Source organism: Gluconobacter thailandicus F149-1 = NBRC 100600, from assembly GCF_000964465.1.
Taxonomy (GTDB): domain Bacteria; phylum Pseudomonadota; class Alphaproteobacteria; order Acetobacterales; family Acetobacteraceae; genus Gluconobacter; species Gluconobacter thailandicus.
In genome coordinates this window covers 15,314-30,578 of sequence record NZ_BANH01000010.1, presented here as the reverse complement: position 1 = coordinate 30,578, position 15,265 = coordinate 15,314, and the positions used below count along the sequence as shown (strand labels likewise).

General features: G+C 55.8%; 16 protein-coding genes, 1 tRNA gene and 2 pseudogenes. 9 read left to right on the top strand and 10 right to left on the bottom strand.

Annotated elements, in window-relative coordinates; genetic code table 11:
• The 3 genes and pseudogenes from B7444_RS03670 to B7444_RS03660 all read left to right on the top strand — a co-directional run.
• Window positions 1–311 (top strand): annotated as a pseudogene (locus B7444_RS03670) (hypothetical protein); the annotation flags it as partial.
• Between the two features lie 43 nt (window positions 312–354).
• The gene (locus B7444_RS03665; RefSeq protein WP_007284250.1) at window positions 355–741 is read left to right on the top strand and encodes an outer membrane protein assembly factor BamE; all 387 of its coding nucleotides are present in this window, start codon (window positions 355–357) and stop codon (window positions 739–741) included.
• A gap of 4 nt (window positions 742–745) precedes the next feature.
• Window positions 746–1,618, top strand: coding sequence for a hypothetical protein (locus B7444_RS03660; protein ID WP_007284251.1), 873 nt, complete (start codon window positions 746–748; stop codon window positions 1,616–1,618).
• Here the strand turns inward: B7444_RS03660 and B7444_RS03655 are convergent.
• Together B7444_RS03655 and B7444_RS03650 are read right to left on the bottom strand one after the other, a co-directional pair.
• Window positions 1,615–3,399 (bottom strand): relaxase/mobilization nuclease domain-containing protein, encoded by a 1,785-nt coding sequence (locus tag B7444_RS03655; protein ID WP_007284252.1) that lies wholly within the window; start codon window positions 3,397–3,399, stop codon window positions 1,615–1,617. The genes B7444_RS03660 and B7444_RS03655 overlap by 4 nt on opposite strands.
• Complete coding sequence (locus B7444_RS03650; protein ID WP_007284253.1) at window positions 3,396–3,698, bottom strand: MobC family plasmid mobilization relaxosome protein; 303 nt, start codon at window positions 3,696–3,698, stop codon at window positions 3,396–3,398. The genes B7444_RS03655 and B7444_RS03650 overlap by 4 nt, the downstream gene beginning before the upstream one ends.
• A 246-nt stretch (window positions 3,699–3,944) precedes the next feature.
• Here B7444_RS03650 and B7444_RS03645 point away from each other — a divergent pair, with 246 nt between their 5' ends.
• Window positions 3,945–4,514 carry a hypothetical protein gene (locus tag B7444_RS03645; protein WP_007284254.1) on the top strand — a complete coding sequence of 190 codons (570 nt, stop codon included), beginning with the start codon at window positions 3,945–3,947 and terminating at the stop codon, window positions 4,512–4,514.
• Window positions 4,511–4,732, top strand: a complete 222-nt coding sequence (locus tag B7444_RS03640; protein ID WP_035729666.1) for a hypothetical protein — start codon at window positions 4,511–4,513, stop codon at window positions 4,730–4,732. Before B7444_RS03645 ends, B7444_RS03640 begins: the two co-directional genes overlap by 4 nt.
• A gap of 422 nt (window positions 4,733–5,154) precedes the next feature.
• On the opposite strand, the gene B7444_RS03635 is transcribed toward B7444_RS03640, so the two are convergent.
• From B7444_RS03635 to B7444_RS03605, 8 genes and pseudogenes are all read right to left on the bottom strand, one after another.
• On the bottom strand, window positions 5,155–6,498 hold the full coding sequence (locus tag B7444_RS03635; RefSeq protein ID WP_007284256.1) for a rolling circle replication-associated protein: 1,344 nt from the start codon (window positions 6,496–6,498) through the stop codon (window positions 5,155–5,157).
• 169 nt (window positions 6,499–6,667) lie between these two features.
• Window positions 6,668–7,807, bottom strand: coding sequence for a tyrosine-type recombinase/integrase (locus B7444_RS03630; RefSeq protein WP_159107805.1), 1,140 nt, complete (start codon window positions 7,805–7,807; stop codon window positions 6,668–6,670).
• A 342-nt stretch (window positions 7,808–8,149) separates the two neighbouring features.
• Window positions 8,150–8,302: pseudogene (locus B7444_RS17425) on the bottom strand (DUF6538 domain-containing protein); the annotation flags it as partial.
• 97 nt (window positions 8,303–8,399) lie between these two features.
• Window positions 8,400–8,474: transfer RNA gene (locus B7444_RS03625), tRNA-Gln, on the bottom strand.
• Window positions 8,475–8,543: 69 nt separating this feature from the next.
• On the bottom strand, window positions 8,544–9,233 hold the full coding sequence (locus B7444_RS03620; protein WP_007284258.1) for a hypothetical protein: 690 nt from the start codon (window positions 9,231–9,233) through the stop codon (window positions 8,544–8,546).
• An 80-nt stretch (window positions 9,234–9,313) separates the two neighbouring features.
• Complete coding sequence (gene proC, locus B7444_RS03615; RefSeq protein ID WP_007284259.1) at window positions 9,314–10,135, bottom strand: pyrroline-5-carboxylate reductase; 822 nt, start codon at window positions 10,133–10,135, stop codon at window positions 9,314–9,316.
• A 2-nt stretch (window positions 10,136–10,137) separates the two neighbouring features.
• Window positions 10,138–10,644, bottom strand: coding sequence for a type III secretion system chaperone family protein (locus B7444_RS03610; RefSeq protein ID WP_007284260.1), 507 nt, complete (start codon window positions 10,642–10,644; stop codon window positions 10,138–10,140).
• Window positions 10,645–10,845: 201 nt separating this feature from the next.
• Window positions 10,846–11,136 (bottom strand): accessory factor UbiK family protein, encoded by a 291-nt coding sequence (locus B7444_RS03605; RefSeq protein ID WP_035729672.1) that lies wholly within the window; start codon window positions 11,134–11,136, stop codon window positions 10,846–10,848.
• An 82-nt stretch (window positions 11,137–11,218) separates the two neighbouring features.
• On the opposite strand from B7444_RS03605, the gene rfaD reads away from it, so the two are divergent.
• Genes rfaD through B7444_RS03585 form a run of 4 tightly spaced genes read left to right on the top strand, consistent with a single transcriptional unit; the run spans window position 11,219 to window position 15,239 of the window.
• Complete coding sequence (gene rfaD / locus B7444_RS03600) at window positions 11,219–12,199, top strand: ADP-glyceromanno-heptose 6-epimerase (protein ID WP_007284263.1); 981 nt, start codon at window positions 11,219–11,221, stop codon at window positions 12,197–12,199.
• 11 nt (window positions 12,200–12,210) lie between these two features.
• On the top strand, window positions 12,211–13,017 hold the full coding sequence (lgt, locus tag B7444_RS03595) for a prolipoprotein diacylglyceryl transferase (protein WP_007284264.1): 807 nt from the start codon (window positions 12,211–12,213) through the stop codon (window positions 13,015–13,017).
• Window positions 13,010–13,783: a peptidoglycan editing factor PgeF gene (gene pgeF, locus B7444_RS03590; RefSeq protein WP_007284265.1), complete on the top strand. Its 774-nt coding sequence runs from the start codon at window positions 13,010–13,012 to the stop codon at window positions 13,781–13,783. The genes lgt and pgeF overlap by 8 nt, the downstream gene beginning before the upstream one ends.
• Before the next feature lie 55 nt (window positions 13,784–13,838).
• Entirely contained in the window at window positions 13,839–15,239 is a 1,401-nt protein-coding gene (locus B7444_RS03585; RefSeq protein WP_007284266.1) for an amidohydrolase family protein, read from the top strand.
• The last annotated feature ends 26 nt before the right edge of the window (window positions 15,240–15,265 follow it).

The window sequence follows — 15,265 nt, the reverse complement described above, 5'->3', positions numbered from 1 at the left end:
CGTGGTCGGTTCTGTTTGCCTCCGTTGGCAGGATGACGGCCCGCGCTCTGATGGTTCTGCTTGTCCTTGCCCTGATTCTGAAGGGGGCAGACATCTTCCGGAATCTGGTTGGTCATTACACCCGTCAGGGCACCAATCCGCTTTGGCTTGTGGCGACCTGGGGCATGGTCGCTGTCATCCTGTTTGGCGCCCTGTTCGTGGTCATCGGGTTTCTGCGCGTTCTGTGGCGTCTGTTTCAGAACAAGCGACAGGCCATCAAGACCCTCAGCGACACCATCAACAGCAACCCCCGCTTTCTTGAGAGCCTGTGACGTGGGCTCTGCTTCTCCATCAAAAAGGAAAACCGTCTTGACGATGATGAAAACAGCGGCTCTGGCTGTTGTACTGGGCTGTCTGAGTGCCTGCTCCTCGGCTGGCAATGCCTCCCTGAAGAGTGTCACGGCTGCGGATGTGGACCGCTCCATTCGCGATGGTGTCACAACCTCGTCCCAGCTCCGTCAGCTCTACGGCGAGCCGTCCGAAACGTCCTTCGAGAACGGCAATGAGCAGTGGGTGTATGTGTATTCGTCCACCCGGCAGGATGGTCTGTCCATGGTGCAGGACGTGGTAGGGCTTGGCGTTCTGGGAACCAGAGACAGCGCCAAAAGCAATATCCTCAAGGTGACACTCCACAAGGACATCGTGGTCCATCACAGCTTTACCACCAGCCAGAATACTGGCGGCAGCGGACTGAGGCAGTAACGTCATGAGCAGGTCTTTCCTTCCGGCTTTCGTCCTCGTGCTGGCTGTCAGCACTGTTCCGCTCTCCGTCCATGCCCAGAGCCTGACCCAGTGTCTGCTGGCGCACAATCAGGGTCTCATCACACCGGCCTGTGCCCATCTTCTGGGACTGTCTGTGCCACCGTCCCAGCCTCAGACGCCTCCCGACAATGGCGGGGTGCATCTCAGGCAGACCGTGACTTATCAGCCCCTCGACAACGTGTTCGGGCAGGACAGCATTCTTGGTCTTAGGCTCGGAATGACACAGGCCGACGCCACCAGCACCCTGACGTCCTATTGCGGCAAAGCTCCTCAGGTGACGAACACCTATCTGTCCACCACCTACAAGGGTGTCGGGGTCAACACGCAGTATTTCCCCAGCACCCTGACCTGTCAGAAGGGACAGGACAGCCTGACTGTGCGCCTGTCCATTCCTGTGATGGGGGCGGTGGTCACGAAGATTGAACGGTCTGCGTCCTTTCCCATGGAAGCCTCCCCGCATTACACGGACCTTCAGGCGGATATCGCATCCAAATACGGTCTGCATCTTCAGCCCATGACCCGCTACGGCACACCCTCCGGGACAGCCTATGCCGGACCGGATGGAAAGGTCGTGACGACCCAGACCGGGACGACTGCGGAAGCGAATGAACCGCTGACCTACACGACACCCCATGAGATGGCCTATCTCTCGGTGACGGTCATTCCGGTCGGTGAAAACCTCTCCAATGTCTCCGGCCTCCGTCTGACACTGGAAGATTTACGGGCTGAAGAGGTCATGTATGCTGAACTGTTCAAGCAGATGAATGGCTCGGTCGATGCCAAGCTCTCCGGCAGTACGGTCAAGGCAGCTCTTTAAAGCGAGAGAGTGGAGCGCTGTGTCTTCTGTCTGTCGGGAGATGGAATTGTCCTGACAGGCAGGGATTGCGAACTGGTTTGTCCAGCCTCTGTCTTCGTCAGGTCTGCCAGACGCTTCAGAGCCTCCTCCGGATTGGTTCTTGCCAAGAGCAGCAGTTCCACATCCCGCGTCTTTTCCAGATGAGCCACCAGTCTCTCTATCCCGGCTTTCGCTGTCAGGTATCTGCGAACCTCGGGGGTCTTCTGCCATGCCCTGTGCTGACGCTCCCGACCTGACACGACACGTTCCGCCATCCAGTTCACGGCATAGGCAAAATTGTCATCGTCCAGCAGGTCGAGTTTGCCGACCTCGTGACGGTCATAGCCATAGCGATGCAGCAGACCCTCGAACGCGGCTCTGGCTCTTTGGATGTCAGCTCCGTTCCAGAGATTCCAGACACTCGCTTTTTCTTTGGCCTGTTTCCACGCCTGACGAGCGGGGGCCAGTCTCTGTTCCTGCGTTTTGCGAAGAACCGATGCATCCCGGCTTTTCGGGTCGGGATAGGGTTCAGGAGGCAGGTTCTGCCACTGGCTTTGAAAGCTGGTAAGGATTTCGGTCAGCAGGGCCGCAAAGCGTTTCTGGTCGTGCAGTAATTCACGGAGCTGGTTGTCTCTTTCCGCTTCCTGAGCATTGAAGTCGATGACCGACTGGATTTCCGCGTGTGACATGCCCTCCGTGATGGCAGAGCGGGATGAGTGCAGAAGCGGAGCAATGGGTCCCAGCCAGTGAGGCTTTGGAGACAGAGAGTTCGGAGAAGGGGAGGGGAGTGCAGACCCGGAAGAGGAGCCAGATTTTTCCTTTTCCTCCGAAGTCTCATCGGACTCCTCCGTTCTGTCGCTATGGGGGTCAACGGGGGTTTCCCCCTTGCCAGTTGGGTCTCGTGTGTCACGAGGGCCAGGGCTGGCTATCCCTTTTTGTCTCATGGCTTCCGGGTCTGTTCTGAGCTGCTGAAGCTCGGCTTTTTTCAGGCCCAGCAGACGGGAGAGAGACCCCACAAAGACCCCGTTTCCGTCTTTCAGAATCAGGACATCCGGTTTCTTGTGGCCTGCTTCCAGGGACCAGCCAAGCTCTGTGAGGGTCTGTTCAAATGCCTGCCAGCTTTGGCTACGGGAGAACAGCTCCCGGACCGCGTATTTGATGTCGAACGGACTGGCTCCCTGTCTCTGGGATTGTCTGGACTGCGGGTCTGACAGACAGGAGTTCGGGAGCGGTCCTTCGCAGAGAGCCTTCAGACGGTCGCGGTATTCCTCTGGAACAGCGTGATACACGGCCACGTTATGGCGTCCCTTCGTCAGTTCAAGACCGTGTTTCAGCTCGAACAGACGGGCGACTTTTTCCTGACGTTCATAGCGATGCGAGACATCGAGAACCTTTCCGGTCTCGGCATTCGTCGTGCGAACCAGAAACTGGCAGTGGCGATTGTCTGCTTTGCCATCGTGGCGGGTTTTGGTGTGGATGACGGCAAGACACACATCCGAGGCCTGAAACCCGAACTCTCTGGCGAGCATGGTGATGCAGTCCGCAAACTGTTCGTCAGTCAGCTTCTCTTTCGAAGAGACCTGGAAGTGCTGAACGGCATTCACACGATGAAAGGCGGCTGCGTCCGCGATACAGTCATCGACATCCTGACGTCTGCCTTTCCAGAGCAGGATATGCTCGTTCTCGTCTGTCTTCTCCACAAGATGATGGAAAATGGCTCCTGACCCGGAGGAGGTTTTGATGGGATTGCTCTTGAGTATCATCGCACCCGCCTCAGAGCCCTGTTGATGCGGGCTTTCAGGGTGTCGATGTCCGCAGGCAGGGCAGCGATATCGACCTGTTCCCCTGTATTCAGTCGTCTGGCTATCTGGTTCAGGTTGTTGCCAATGGCAGACAGCTCACGACGTAACGCCAGAAGCTCCTCTGCAATCGAAGCCCCTCCTGCCAGTTCGTTCAGCAGAACTTTCCTGCACCATGCAGACAGTCTGCGTGCTCCTGCTGTGGTTTTTAGTCTCTCCCGTTCTTCCGGTCTGACCCGGATATGCAATGTCTCCGTTTTCATAATGTCCCTCGCACGTGTGAGTCATTATAGCTCTGGGAGATGCAGGGGAGAGTGTATCGTCTTCTGTATTCGGAAGTGATTTCTGAGTGATGCATAAGTATTTGTATATATAGATTCATCAAAAAGCATTTATTTTTCGAAACGACCAAATAAATACTTGACATCGAGGTCTGTATGGGCTATACGTCTCCTTGCCCCACAAACGGAGGCGAAAGATAAAGGAAGATGTCATACGTATATAATATAATGAAACAGTTCGAACTTGCGGAAATGAACGCAGTCGAGAGAGCTAAATCCCTTGGAACATCAAGCCATATAGGCAATGCTCCCCTGTCAGTGGCAGAGGTCGAGCGTATTGTTTCCATCATCAGGGCAGACCTGAAGGGACAAGAGTTCACAACAGCAAAACGTGCGAATGCGTATGCTGAAACTCTTAGAAAATCTGCATATTTGAGAGATGTGAAGCCTGACCATATGCTGAACTTCTTTCTGGATTCACGCATTCCAGCGAGTGAAGTCAGTGCTTTGGGATGGGAGCAGGAAGACATCAGGGCGGAGCGAAAAGGCTTCGGAAACGCGCTCTTTGTTGCGTTGGGATTGCTGGTTTTCCGGGACTGGGAACGGTATCACGGGCATAGCTGGGCTTGCGAAACCCAGTACGTTCAGTGGTTTATCCGCTTTGCTCCCGAGGAGTTCAATGTAGGGGCATCCATTGCTCTCCATGCCCATTTCGACCTCGGCTTTTCTCTTCTGGCAGAGATGAAGGGCAAGAAGCCTCTGTCCTGGTCCTATGAAGGACTGGGAGGTCAGCCATGAGCAGTCTTGCTACCACAATCACCGAACTATGCCGCGAAATGAAAGCCCTGGAAGCGGAGGCCTCTCGCTTTAAAGAAGCGCGTCTCCTTTTTGAGATGTGTGGTAAAAAAGATAAGGCTCAGGCTTTGAATAAAAGTGAGAAAAAGATGAGAAAACTCATTCTTTCTTTTGAATGTGTGACGAGTCATCTCAATGAAAAACGGGAACTCGAGGAATGAGAATGTCAGCGAAATTATGAGCTGATGTGCTCATTTGGCGCCCGCCTTCACTGATACTGTTTTCTGGTAAATGAGAGGCCTCACGGAATGTGAGCCTCTCCCCATAAAAACAGTAACTCGGTGCTGTTAGCTTCTTTTTTTGCGTGGAAAATATTTATGTCTGACAGAGCGTGCGCGCCAATTGGCTTGCATTTTCCCAGTAACGCGTTGCCACAGGGCTTTCCCGGTGCATAACGATGTCCAGAGACACAAGGCGTAGATTGGCAAATCCTGCAATTCAGGAGCAGGCGTTTCCTGAAATGGAGAAACGTGGCGACAGGAGGTATGACCTTGAACCGCGACCCTACAGACACTTGCGTTCAACCCCGCCCTTGCCCGTTTCTGTCCATTCTGCACCGTGTTTCCAGTCAGATTTCAATGTCCTATGCCTCTGTAGGTGGGGGCTGACTCCTGGAACATAGCCGTTCGTAAGGGAGGCCAATATGGGGGACACCTTCTTGGCAGTCATTTAAACAAGTTGGAACAAAATCAGAATGAACCCCTGTTTTCCCTGCTGAAACCTTCTGTCTGACCATGGAGGTCTGGCTGACAGGGGATGTATTGAAATCCTTCACTGTCCTGAAATGCATGACATGCACCAGAGCTGTCAGAACCCTTGGCATTCCTGGACGGACATAATGGAAATCGGGATGACGGGCTGATATTCGGTTCAGCCTCTCATCGGAAAATCCACGCATCAGAAGCAGCGCTGTTCCGCCAAAGGCTTTCCGCTTTATCAGTCTGTGAGCTGTGGCAATCCTGGCATCTGACAGGGTTCCGTATCGCTTGCCTGCGTAGATACTCGTGTAACGGGCTCGGATGTCGCGTGTCAGACCGATGAAGGTCAGACTGGTCTCAGGCTTGCCGTAGTCCTTGGTGAGATAGAGGGAGACGGACAGCACATCGCGGATGTCCTTGATGGCTTCCGCCTGTCGTTTAATCTCGTTTGGAAAGGCTTGGAGTATCTGTTCTTCGAGCCATGCTCTCTGAGCTGGGTCGATATAGAGCTGGATATGATAGTGCGGTGTTTCATCGTCCTGGAGTTCGAGCGCTGTCATGCCCAGAAGCAGGACGTCTTTCTCTCTGGCTTTGCGTCTGACGGTTTTCCAGCGTCGCGAGATTTCTGCCTTGGCTTCTTCATAGGAACAGGCATGGTACTCTCCGGGTAGTGTCAGGGTCAGGAACAGCCCCTGATAGCCCAGAAATCCGGTAGCAAAATCATGCAGACTGTCAGCTATCGCCAGCGTGACCGCATAGTGTTTCCTGAGCTGCCACTGACGGAGCGTATGCGCTGACAGGCCAGTGTCCGGGTTCTGTCTGTCTGGAACCACGATGAAGGACTTGCTGGCTGCCAGCTTCTCGTCATCAAAGGCCTTCTGAACCCTGTCGTGCTCAGGGGAGAGTTCCAGCATTCTACGGAGATTGCGGCGTAACCTGTTGGCTTTGCGTGTGAGAACCTGCCCTGTGATTCGCTGGGTCTGCTTCAGTTCACTGTATGACTGGGAAAGAAGGTCAAAGCTGGAAACGAGGTCTGGTGACAGGGTTTCCACCCAGTCCACGACTTCCATGGCGACCTGTTCGGTCTCTTCGAAACAGGCGAGAAACTCGCAATTTTCTGCGACCTTGCAGGTGATTTCGTTCTTGTAAATCCCATGCAGGGGTAACAGCCTGCGCCAGACATCGGGTCTGGTGGTTCTTATCCACTGGTCTATCTCGTCATACTGCACATCATCCTACATCTTTCCCCGTGTAATCGTGGAGAGAGGCAGAATGGTCTATAATGGTCCTGTCGTAGAAACATGTTGTACTTCCTTCTCCGAACTGGTCTCCGGGATGTTTTCCAGTCCTGAGAGGGAAGTATAGCAGACAGAAATGCAGTTTTGTTTCAGCGCAGGGTTATCGGTTTTTTATTTCCATGGGGTCCCAGCTTTCGAACTTCACTGTTCGAACGACTTTCATCAGGTTCGATGGTGTTGTCCCTGCATTGTAATGGCTTCCCATTCCGGCTGTTTCATGGCCCAGAATCTGGTCAATCCACTCTACCGGGTAGTTCAGTCCATCGCTTCGGTGACCAAGCATGGTTCGGAACAGATGTCGGAAACTGTGAAATGTTGTCTCACGAGGCAGACCCGCATCTTTCTTGAACTTGCTAAACCTTTGAGAGAAAGCCGCTCCATATTTATTAGTGGAGGCAGCATAAGGAAGGTCGAAAAATATCCGGTCTCTTTTGGATTTCTCGCAGTTTTTGGCGCGTTCAATCAATCCGGTAGAGTTCTTGATATAGGAATGAACGGGAATGAGACGTTCACCGGCCTCTGATTTTGGGTTCCAGATTTCCTTCCCATCCGCATCTCGATGAATCCGGATATCGAAACAGAGAACACCCTCAACTTCATGAATATCGCATGGGCGAAGTCTGCAAATTTCTTCCAGCCTCATGCCTGTATAGGTCGCAACGGATATAATCTGTCTGACTGTGTTGATATTAATCCGTGGCTTCCACAGGGTTTCCATGAGAGCCGCCAGCTCTGTTTCCTTGAACGGCCTTCTGTCCACGGTCTGTTCGTTAATGGCCGTTACCATATGCTTCGACCAGATATCGTATTCCTTCTTGTCGTCCAGTTCTCCAATCGAGATGGCATAACTCCAGATTTCGGCCATCTTGTTGATGTGTCGGCTCATCGTGTCTGTTGATAAAGTCACGTATCCAGGATTTCGCGTCCGGTGGTATGCGACAATTTCTCCCAGAGTCATCGTTTCTTCTTTGGGAGATTTCCCCCAGTATTTGGGCATCTGTCTCAAGACGTTGATGAAAGCTGATGAGTCTTTACGGGTAAAAGTATGCAGCTCACGGGTGGTGTCAGTGAATCTGCCAAACAGACTGCACGCGGCTACAAAGTGGTTATAGGTCTCTATGGAGACGCTTGCCCTCTTAATTTCCAGATACCTGTTGGCAATGTCTCTGAAGGGGACCGAGGAGATTCTTGACGGAATCTGGTGGTGCATGACAGGAGCAGCGGGAGCCTGCTGGCTCATATCGGGTATCTTGGAGATGGCCTGACCCAGCAGGGCTAACAGTTGACCTTCCCGCTCATGATTGCCTGCTGCTTTGGCAGATTCCAGTTCTGCACCCAGACGCTGGATTTCGTTCAGAAGGTGAGCGTTTCGGCCATCCACGTCCTGCACGAACTGCTGAAGGAATCTGTCAGAGGCTCCTGAGAGATATTTTTTCTTTACGTCAATTCCGGCACTAGCTCCTGCCAGCCAATCCTCTTTGAAATCAGACGGGTGGAGCTTCACCATCTCCAGAAGATAATTCTTAAGGTCAAACTTTTCAGGCAAGGCACCACCACCCGACAGGAAACAGAACAGGTTCTCGACCTGTCCATATATCATGCCCGCACGGGACGTGGCGTCTCTCTTCCTGTGCGTGCCTAGAGAGAGCCAGATTTCAGTCTGACCCAAAGCATCACGAATATGTGAAGGGACTACTCTGCGGAAGTGGTAACAGCCATTTTTTCGTTTGAGCATTGGAGCCAGTTTTGGGGACGAAAATGGAGAAAAGTCCCAAAACTCAATTTTTTACCCGAATAAAATCCGTTTGATATCAATGATTTATATCGGAGTTTGGCTGGGGCGGGAGGATTCGAACCTCCGCATGGCGGAATCAAAATCCGCTGCCTTACCGCTTGGCTACGCCCCAGCAGACGCGTTTCAGGAACGCGCTGGAACGGCTTTTAATCCGAACCAGCATGCTTCGTAAAGCCCAATATCAGGATTCAAGTTCCAGTTCGTGATCGGGCAGGCCGGTGTTGCGCATGGCGTCGTCCATTTTACGACGTGCGGACGCTTTGAGGACGCCAAGCCGTTCAGCGCGGTTCAGGGCGCTGTCGAGGGCCGCCATGGTGCTGCCGAGATCCTGGCTCTCGTCTTTTTCCCAGGCGCGCAGGGCGTGGCCCCATACGGCGGTCAGGGCATTGACGCGCCAGAGGCCGCCCAGTCCTGAGCAGTCCATGCCTGCGGCGTCTGCGAGCCAGCGCATGGAATCCATGGTGGCACCGGCCAGAAGGGCGGCGAGTGGGGGATCGTAAGGGAGGGCGTGCAGGACGGCGCGGACGCCTTCGCGGTATTCTTCGAAAATATCGAAGCGTCGCATCATCAGGTCGAAGAGATATTCGCGCAGGGTGCCACCGTTACCGTCGTCCCGGAGGGCGCTTTCATCTGCCAGTCGGCCGAGGCGGAGGAGGAGCAGGGGTTTGACGGGGTAACGGGAGCGCACGGCATCGACTGGGAGGCCCGCTTCACGTGCGGCATCCACGAGCGAGAACCGGTGCCATCCGTCTGTTCCCGCCAGGCTTAACGCGGATTGCAGAAGGGCGATGTCGAAGGCTTCCCTGTCCAGTTCCGGTGCGCTGTCTGGTGTCAGCTCATCGGTGTCAAATGGGTCCTGCCGTTCTTCCATTGCCGGTCTCCTGTCAAAAACATGTTTCTTATGGTGGGAGCGTTTGCCTGGGGCGGCAAGTTCCCACCAGAAAGAAACGGTTATCCGGCGAGTTCGTCGGCCCGTTTTGTCGCGGCGTCAATGGCTTTTGCAATATTTGCAGGCCAGGCGTCGGGCGCCATGAGGACGCTCAGGGCTGCGGCGGTGGTTCCGTTGGGGCTTGTGACGGCCTTACGGAGGTCTTCTGCGTCATCGGGCAGGTCGTCGAGCATGCGGCCTGCACCGTAGATGGTGCCGCGCGCCAGACGGCGTGCTGTTTCCTTGGAGAGGCCGTGGGCTTCCCCGGCTTTTTCCAGCAGTTCTGCGAGCAGGAACACGTAGGCCGGGCCAGATCCGGAGACGGCTGTTACGGCGAGAAGGTCTTCTTCTTTTTTAACGCGGACGACGTCGCCCACGGCGAAGAGGAGCTCATGGCAGAGTGTGGCCTGTTCGGTTGTAGCGTTGGGTGGAGCGTAGAAGCCGCTGATCCCGGCGCCAATGGCCGAGGGGGTATTGGGCATGGCGCGGAGGACGGGAATTTCAGCCCCGGCTTTGGCTGCTGCTGAGGCGAGAGCTTCGCAGGTGCGGCCAGCCATGACGGAGAGGAGGGCTGATTTCTCGAACCGGCTTCCGAGGGCTTTGCCGATGTCTTCGATGGTTTTGTCGGCACCAGCTGGTTTGACGGCGAGAACAATGATGTCTGGTGTGAAAGATGCCGGGATTTCGGCGGGGCTGTTGGCGATTGTCAGGGTGTCGTCCGAGCCTGTTCGGTGACGGTCAAGGACGACGATTTTTGGGGGTGTGGGGGAGGCGAGCCACCCGTCGAGTAGCGCGCCTCCCAGTTTGCCACAGCCAGCCAGAAGGATTGAGGGTGTAGAAGGCAAGGTCAGGCGTCTCCAACACAGTCTAGCATTGCGGCATCCAGTGCATCCTGAGGGGATTTTCCACCCCAGAGAGCGAACTGGAAGGCGGGATAAAATCTTTCACATTCGGACATGGCGATGTCGATCAGGTCTTCCATGCTTTCGCCGGGAAGCGTGGCGACGCCGCGCATGAGAAGCGTATGGCGGAAGGCTGGGGTTCCGGTTTCGGTGTCGATGGTGAAATGGCCGACCCAGAGGCGGTTATTTGCCAGCGAAACCAGTTCGTGGACATCGGCCCGGCGTGTGGCGGGAGAGCGGAGGTCCAGCGTGCAGTTCAGGTGCAGCGCGGACAGTTCGTCCGACCATGTGAAGTAGAGAGAATAATCACACCACTGGCCTGGGGCCTGGGCTGCCATTTCGGACTGGCCGAGGCGTTCGAACTCCCATTCATACAGGCCCATGACCTGTTCCATGATGTCGAGCGGATGGGATTCGGTTTCGGTGGTGAGTGAGGTGCTCAGGGCAGGCATGTCGGATCTCCCAAGGCCGTGGAGCCTGGCACCGGCCGTGCGCCGGTGCGGCGCTCCAGATGTCTGCGTCTGGGGGCAGGGTGCCTGCCTCCAGCACTCATCACGTTATGGGCCCTTTTGAGACTGCGCAAGTATTACGAGCATCTTCAGTGAGTTCGTACGAAGATGTGTTGCAGTGTTGGCGCAGTCGAGCGGGGTGGATTAGCCCTGCGGGCCGCCTTTTTCTTCTGTTGCCAGTTCTTCAAGGGCGGTCAGGCGCGATTCGATGGCGGCGAGGCGGCCTTCTGCTTCGTCCTGTGCCATGCGGGCGCGGGTGGCCATTTCCTGTACCGCGTCGAACTCGTCCCGGCGCACCAGTTCGAGAGAGGTCAGGATTTCATCGACGCGGGTGCGGATGATGGAGTGCAGTTCTTCGCGGGCACCGGTAACAGCGGAAAAAGCATTGCCGGCAAGGCCTGCGAGGTCGTCGAAGAAGCGGGGTCTGTCAGACATGGGAGAAACTCCTGCAGAGAGGCGGCGTGTCATGTGTGGCGCGTCGCTTGGATCGTTTTCGGGGGCAGACTATACAGGAAGGATGATTATCGTCACCGGCGGAGCCGGATTCATTGGATCGTGCCTTCATGCCGCCCTGCGCCAGCGCGGGCTGCGGACGGTTATCGTGGACCGGCTGCATGAGGGGGTGAAGTGGCGGAACCTGGCCTCGCATGCGCCCGATCAGATCATCACGCCTGAGGCGCTTCCGGGTTTCCTTGAGAAATCGCCAAAGGTCGAGGCAGTGTTCCATATGGGAGCCATCAGTGCCACGACGGCGCGGGATGGGGATCTGGTGTGGTCGACCAATGTGGCGTTGTCGCAGTTTCTCTGGCGCTGGTGTGCGCAGAATGATGTCCGGATGATTTACGCTTCTTCGGCGGCCACATATGGTGCGGCGGACAAGCCTGAGATGTTCCGGGATGGTCTGGAGGCGATTGATCCTCTGAAGCCACTGAACCTTTATGGCTGGTCCAAGCAGGCGTTTGATCTATGGGTGAAGCGGGAGCTTGCAGCGGGGCATCCGGCTCCGAAGCAATGGGCTGGGCTCAAGTTTTTCAATGTTTACGGGCCGAACGAGTATCACAAGGGGTCCATGATCTCCGTTGTGAAAGTCAAATATGATGACCTTCAGCGTGGGTCAGCAGCCAAGTTGTTCAAGTCCGATATTCCCGGCCTGCCGGATGGTCAGCAGAAGCGTGATTTCATCTGGGTTGGTGATGTGGTGAATGTCATGTTGTGGCTGTTCGACCATCCGGATGTCAGTGGACTGTTCAACTGTGGAACCGGCGTGGCGCGGAGCTATCTGGATCTTGCTTATGCGGTCTGTGATGCGGCGCATCAGGCTCGGGACGTCGAGTTCGTCGAGATGCCTGAGAAGCTGCGGGGGCAGTACCAGTCCTATACCTGTGCGGATATGAGCCGACTGCGGGCTGCGGGCTATGATCTGCCGTTTACAACTCTTGAAGATGGTATCCGGCAGTATGTCCGGGATTATCTTTCCCGATCGGAGCCAAACCTTTGAGCCAGCCACTGATGTTCCCGGGGTTTGACCCTGTTGCGTTCCATGTCGGGCCTTTGCCTGTGCGGTGGTATGCGCTGGCTTATATGGTGTCTTTCATCATTGCTCTGCCTATTGCGCGGCGGTTGAATCGTCTTGCTCCGGAAGTGGCGACAAGTGAGCAGGTCGATGATTTTCTGTTTTACGCCATTCTGGGTGTTTTGCTCGGTGGTCGTCTTGGGTACGTGCTGTTCTACCGGCCTCTGGATTATCTCGCGCACCCGGTAGACATCATCAAGACATGGGACGGCGGGATGTCGTTCCATGGTGGCGCGCTGGGCGTCATTCTGGCGCTGGCGTTTTTCTCCTGGAAGAACCGTCTGAGCTTTCTGGCTTTTGCTGACCGTATTGTGCCGGTTGTTCCGATCGGGCTGGCGCTGGGCCGGTGTGCGAATTTCGTGAATGGGGAATTGTGGGGACGTCCGGCGTCTCCGGATCTGCCTTGGGCGATGGTGTTTCCGACGGGTGGGGCGGTCGCGCGGCACCCTTCCGAGCTTTATGAAGCGCTGACGGAAGGTGTTCTGCTGCTGTGTGTGATGCTGTTTGCGGCATCGCGGCCCCGACTGCGGGGGCATTTCGGATTCCTGTCGGGGTTATTCCTGTTCGGGTATGCCTGTGCGCGGAGTTTCTGTGAGTTCTTCCGGGAGCCGGATGCGAATATCGGTTTCCTGGCGGGAGGCGTGACGATGGGGCAGATCCTGTGCATTCCCATGGCGCTCGCCGGGATTGGATTGATGACCTACGCTTTCCGTCGTCCTCGGCAGGAGACGGCACATGTCTGAGGCTGTTCTGGGGAGTGATCTGCTCGGCGTGCCGCATGGGTTTTTTACCCGTCTGGGCGGCATTTCTCCCAAGCCTTATGACAGTTTGAATTGTTCTCTGTCGTCCCCTGATGATCTGGCGAATGTGCGGGAGAACCGGGCGCGCGTGGCTCGGCAGATTCAGGTTGACCCTGACATGTTGCTGGGTCTGAAGCAGACTCATAGCGACATTACGGTTCCTGTGACTGCTGAGACGCCTCTTTGGACTATGGGGGCCGGGCAGAATGGCGATGCGTTGGTGACGGATCGACCTGAGGTGGGTGTCAGCGTCATTACGGCGGACTGTGGGCCTGTTCTGCTCGCTTCGGGCGATGGCCGTGTTGTCGGGGCTGCTCATGCAGGGTGGCGTGGGGCGGCTGGCGGAATTCTGGAATCCGTTGTGGCGCAGATGGAGGCTCTTGGGGCTTCAGGGATCCGGGCTGCTGTCGGGCCGTGTATCGGGCCGGAAAGCTACGAAGTAGGGCCGGATATGCGAGAGGCAGTTCTGGCGCAGGATCAGGACGCTGAGGCGTTCTTCCGTTTGGCAGAGCGTGCCGGGCATTTCATGTTTGATCTGCCGGGTTACTGCGCTGCGCGCCTGCGGGCCGCTGGGGTTCAGAAGATCGAAGTGCTTGGCGTTAATACACTGACAGATCAGCGGTTCTTCAGCCATCGGCGCCGGACGCTGGCAGGCGGGGGCCATATTGGGCATCAGATTTCGGCCATTCGACCCCGTCTTTCATCATAATATTTCTGCGGCATTGTAAGCTTGTTCCGGGAGCGGTGGGTGTTATCGTTCCGGAATGAAAATGCTTCGTCCTGTCCAGATTCTGTGTTCTGCCGCGATGGCGGTGTGTATGTGCGGTGCGGCTTATGCAGCGCCGTCGCATCTTCTTGTTCGTAATGCCCTGATCTTTTCGATGGCCGATGGGCAGAAAACGCCTTTCAAAGGGTATTTTTCGGTCCGCTCGGATGGCGTGATCGATCACATCGGAGTTGGTCTTCCGCCCACAGAGCTGAAAGCTGATCAGGATGTGGATCTGCATGGGCATTGGGTGATGCCGGGGTTCATTTCCGCGCATAGCCATCTCTGGCAGGCTGCCTATCGGGGGCTGGCGGCGGATCAGACGCTGATGGGCTGGATTGAAGCTCTCTATTCCGGAAAGGCGAGCGTTGCACGGCCTGAGGATATTTACTGGTTCACGCTGGAGGGGGCGCTGGATCATCTCGCGCATGGCGTGACGGCGGCTTACAATTTCAACTATGGCGGAGCGAATTCCGGTGTTGTTGAAACGACGGATCGGTTGCAGTTCCAGGCAGAGGCAGTCTCTGGACTCCGGTTCGTGCATGGGCTGGAGCCTTTGCCAGGCAAAGCCGATGTGTCGCTTTCTAGAGCCCGGCAGCATGTGAGCGATTTTCTGGCGTGGTCCGCCGGGCAGCATGTGGGGTCCACGTTCCTGTCCGTGATGATCAATGGTGGGACGGGATTTCACGACACCGGAGAGGTTGCGAAGATCGAAGGGGCATTGATGCGGGAGTATCATCTATCCAACCAGAGTCATTATCTGGAGCCGCCTGAAAACGTTTCAGCCCAGCAGACCCGGTTCCACTGGTTTGAGGATGAAGGCATTCTCGGGCCGCATCTGATCTTTGGACATTTCATTCATACGACGCCTGAGATCATTGCCCGATCCGTAAAGGCAGGGGCGTCCATGGTCTGGAATCCGCTTTCAAATGGTCGTTTGGCGTCAGGGACGGCGGATATTCCGGCCTATCTGAAAGCGGGTTTGCGGGTTGGGATGGGAGAGGATGGGGAAGCCAGTGCGGATCTGGCTGATCCTTTCGAAAACATGCGGACCGGGCTTTATGCCATCCGGGACAAGTACCAGAGCGCTGCAATCATGAGCCCGTATGATGTGGTGCGCCTGCACACGCGAGGGAGTGCAGATGTTCTGGAGGTCGGGGATCGTCTTGGGAGTCTGGAGGTCGGGAAATTTGCGGATTTTCTTGTGATTGATCCGACCAATCTTGGGTATGTGTTTGACCCGTATGCCACGCTGGTTTTTGCGGCGGCTCAGGAAAATCTGGAGCAGGTCTATGTGGGGGGCGTGTTGATGGTGGAGCATGGCAAGCCGCTGAAGCAGGATTTTGCGCATGTTCGGCAGGAAGCTGATCGACGGGTTGCGGCCTCTGTTCAGCATTAAAAAAGCCGGGGTGTGATCCCCGGCTT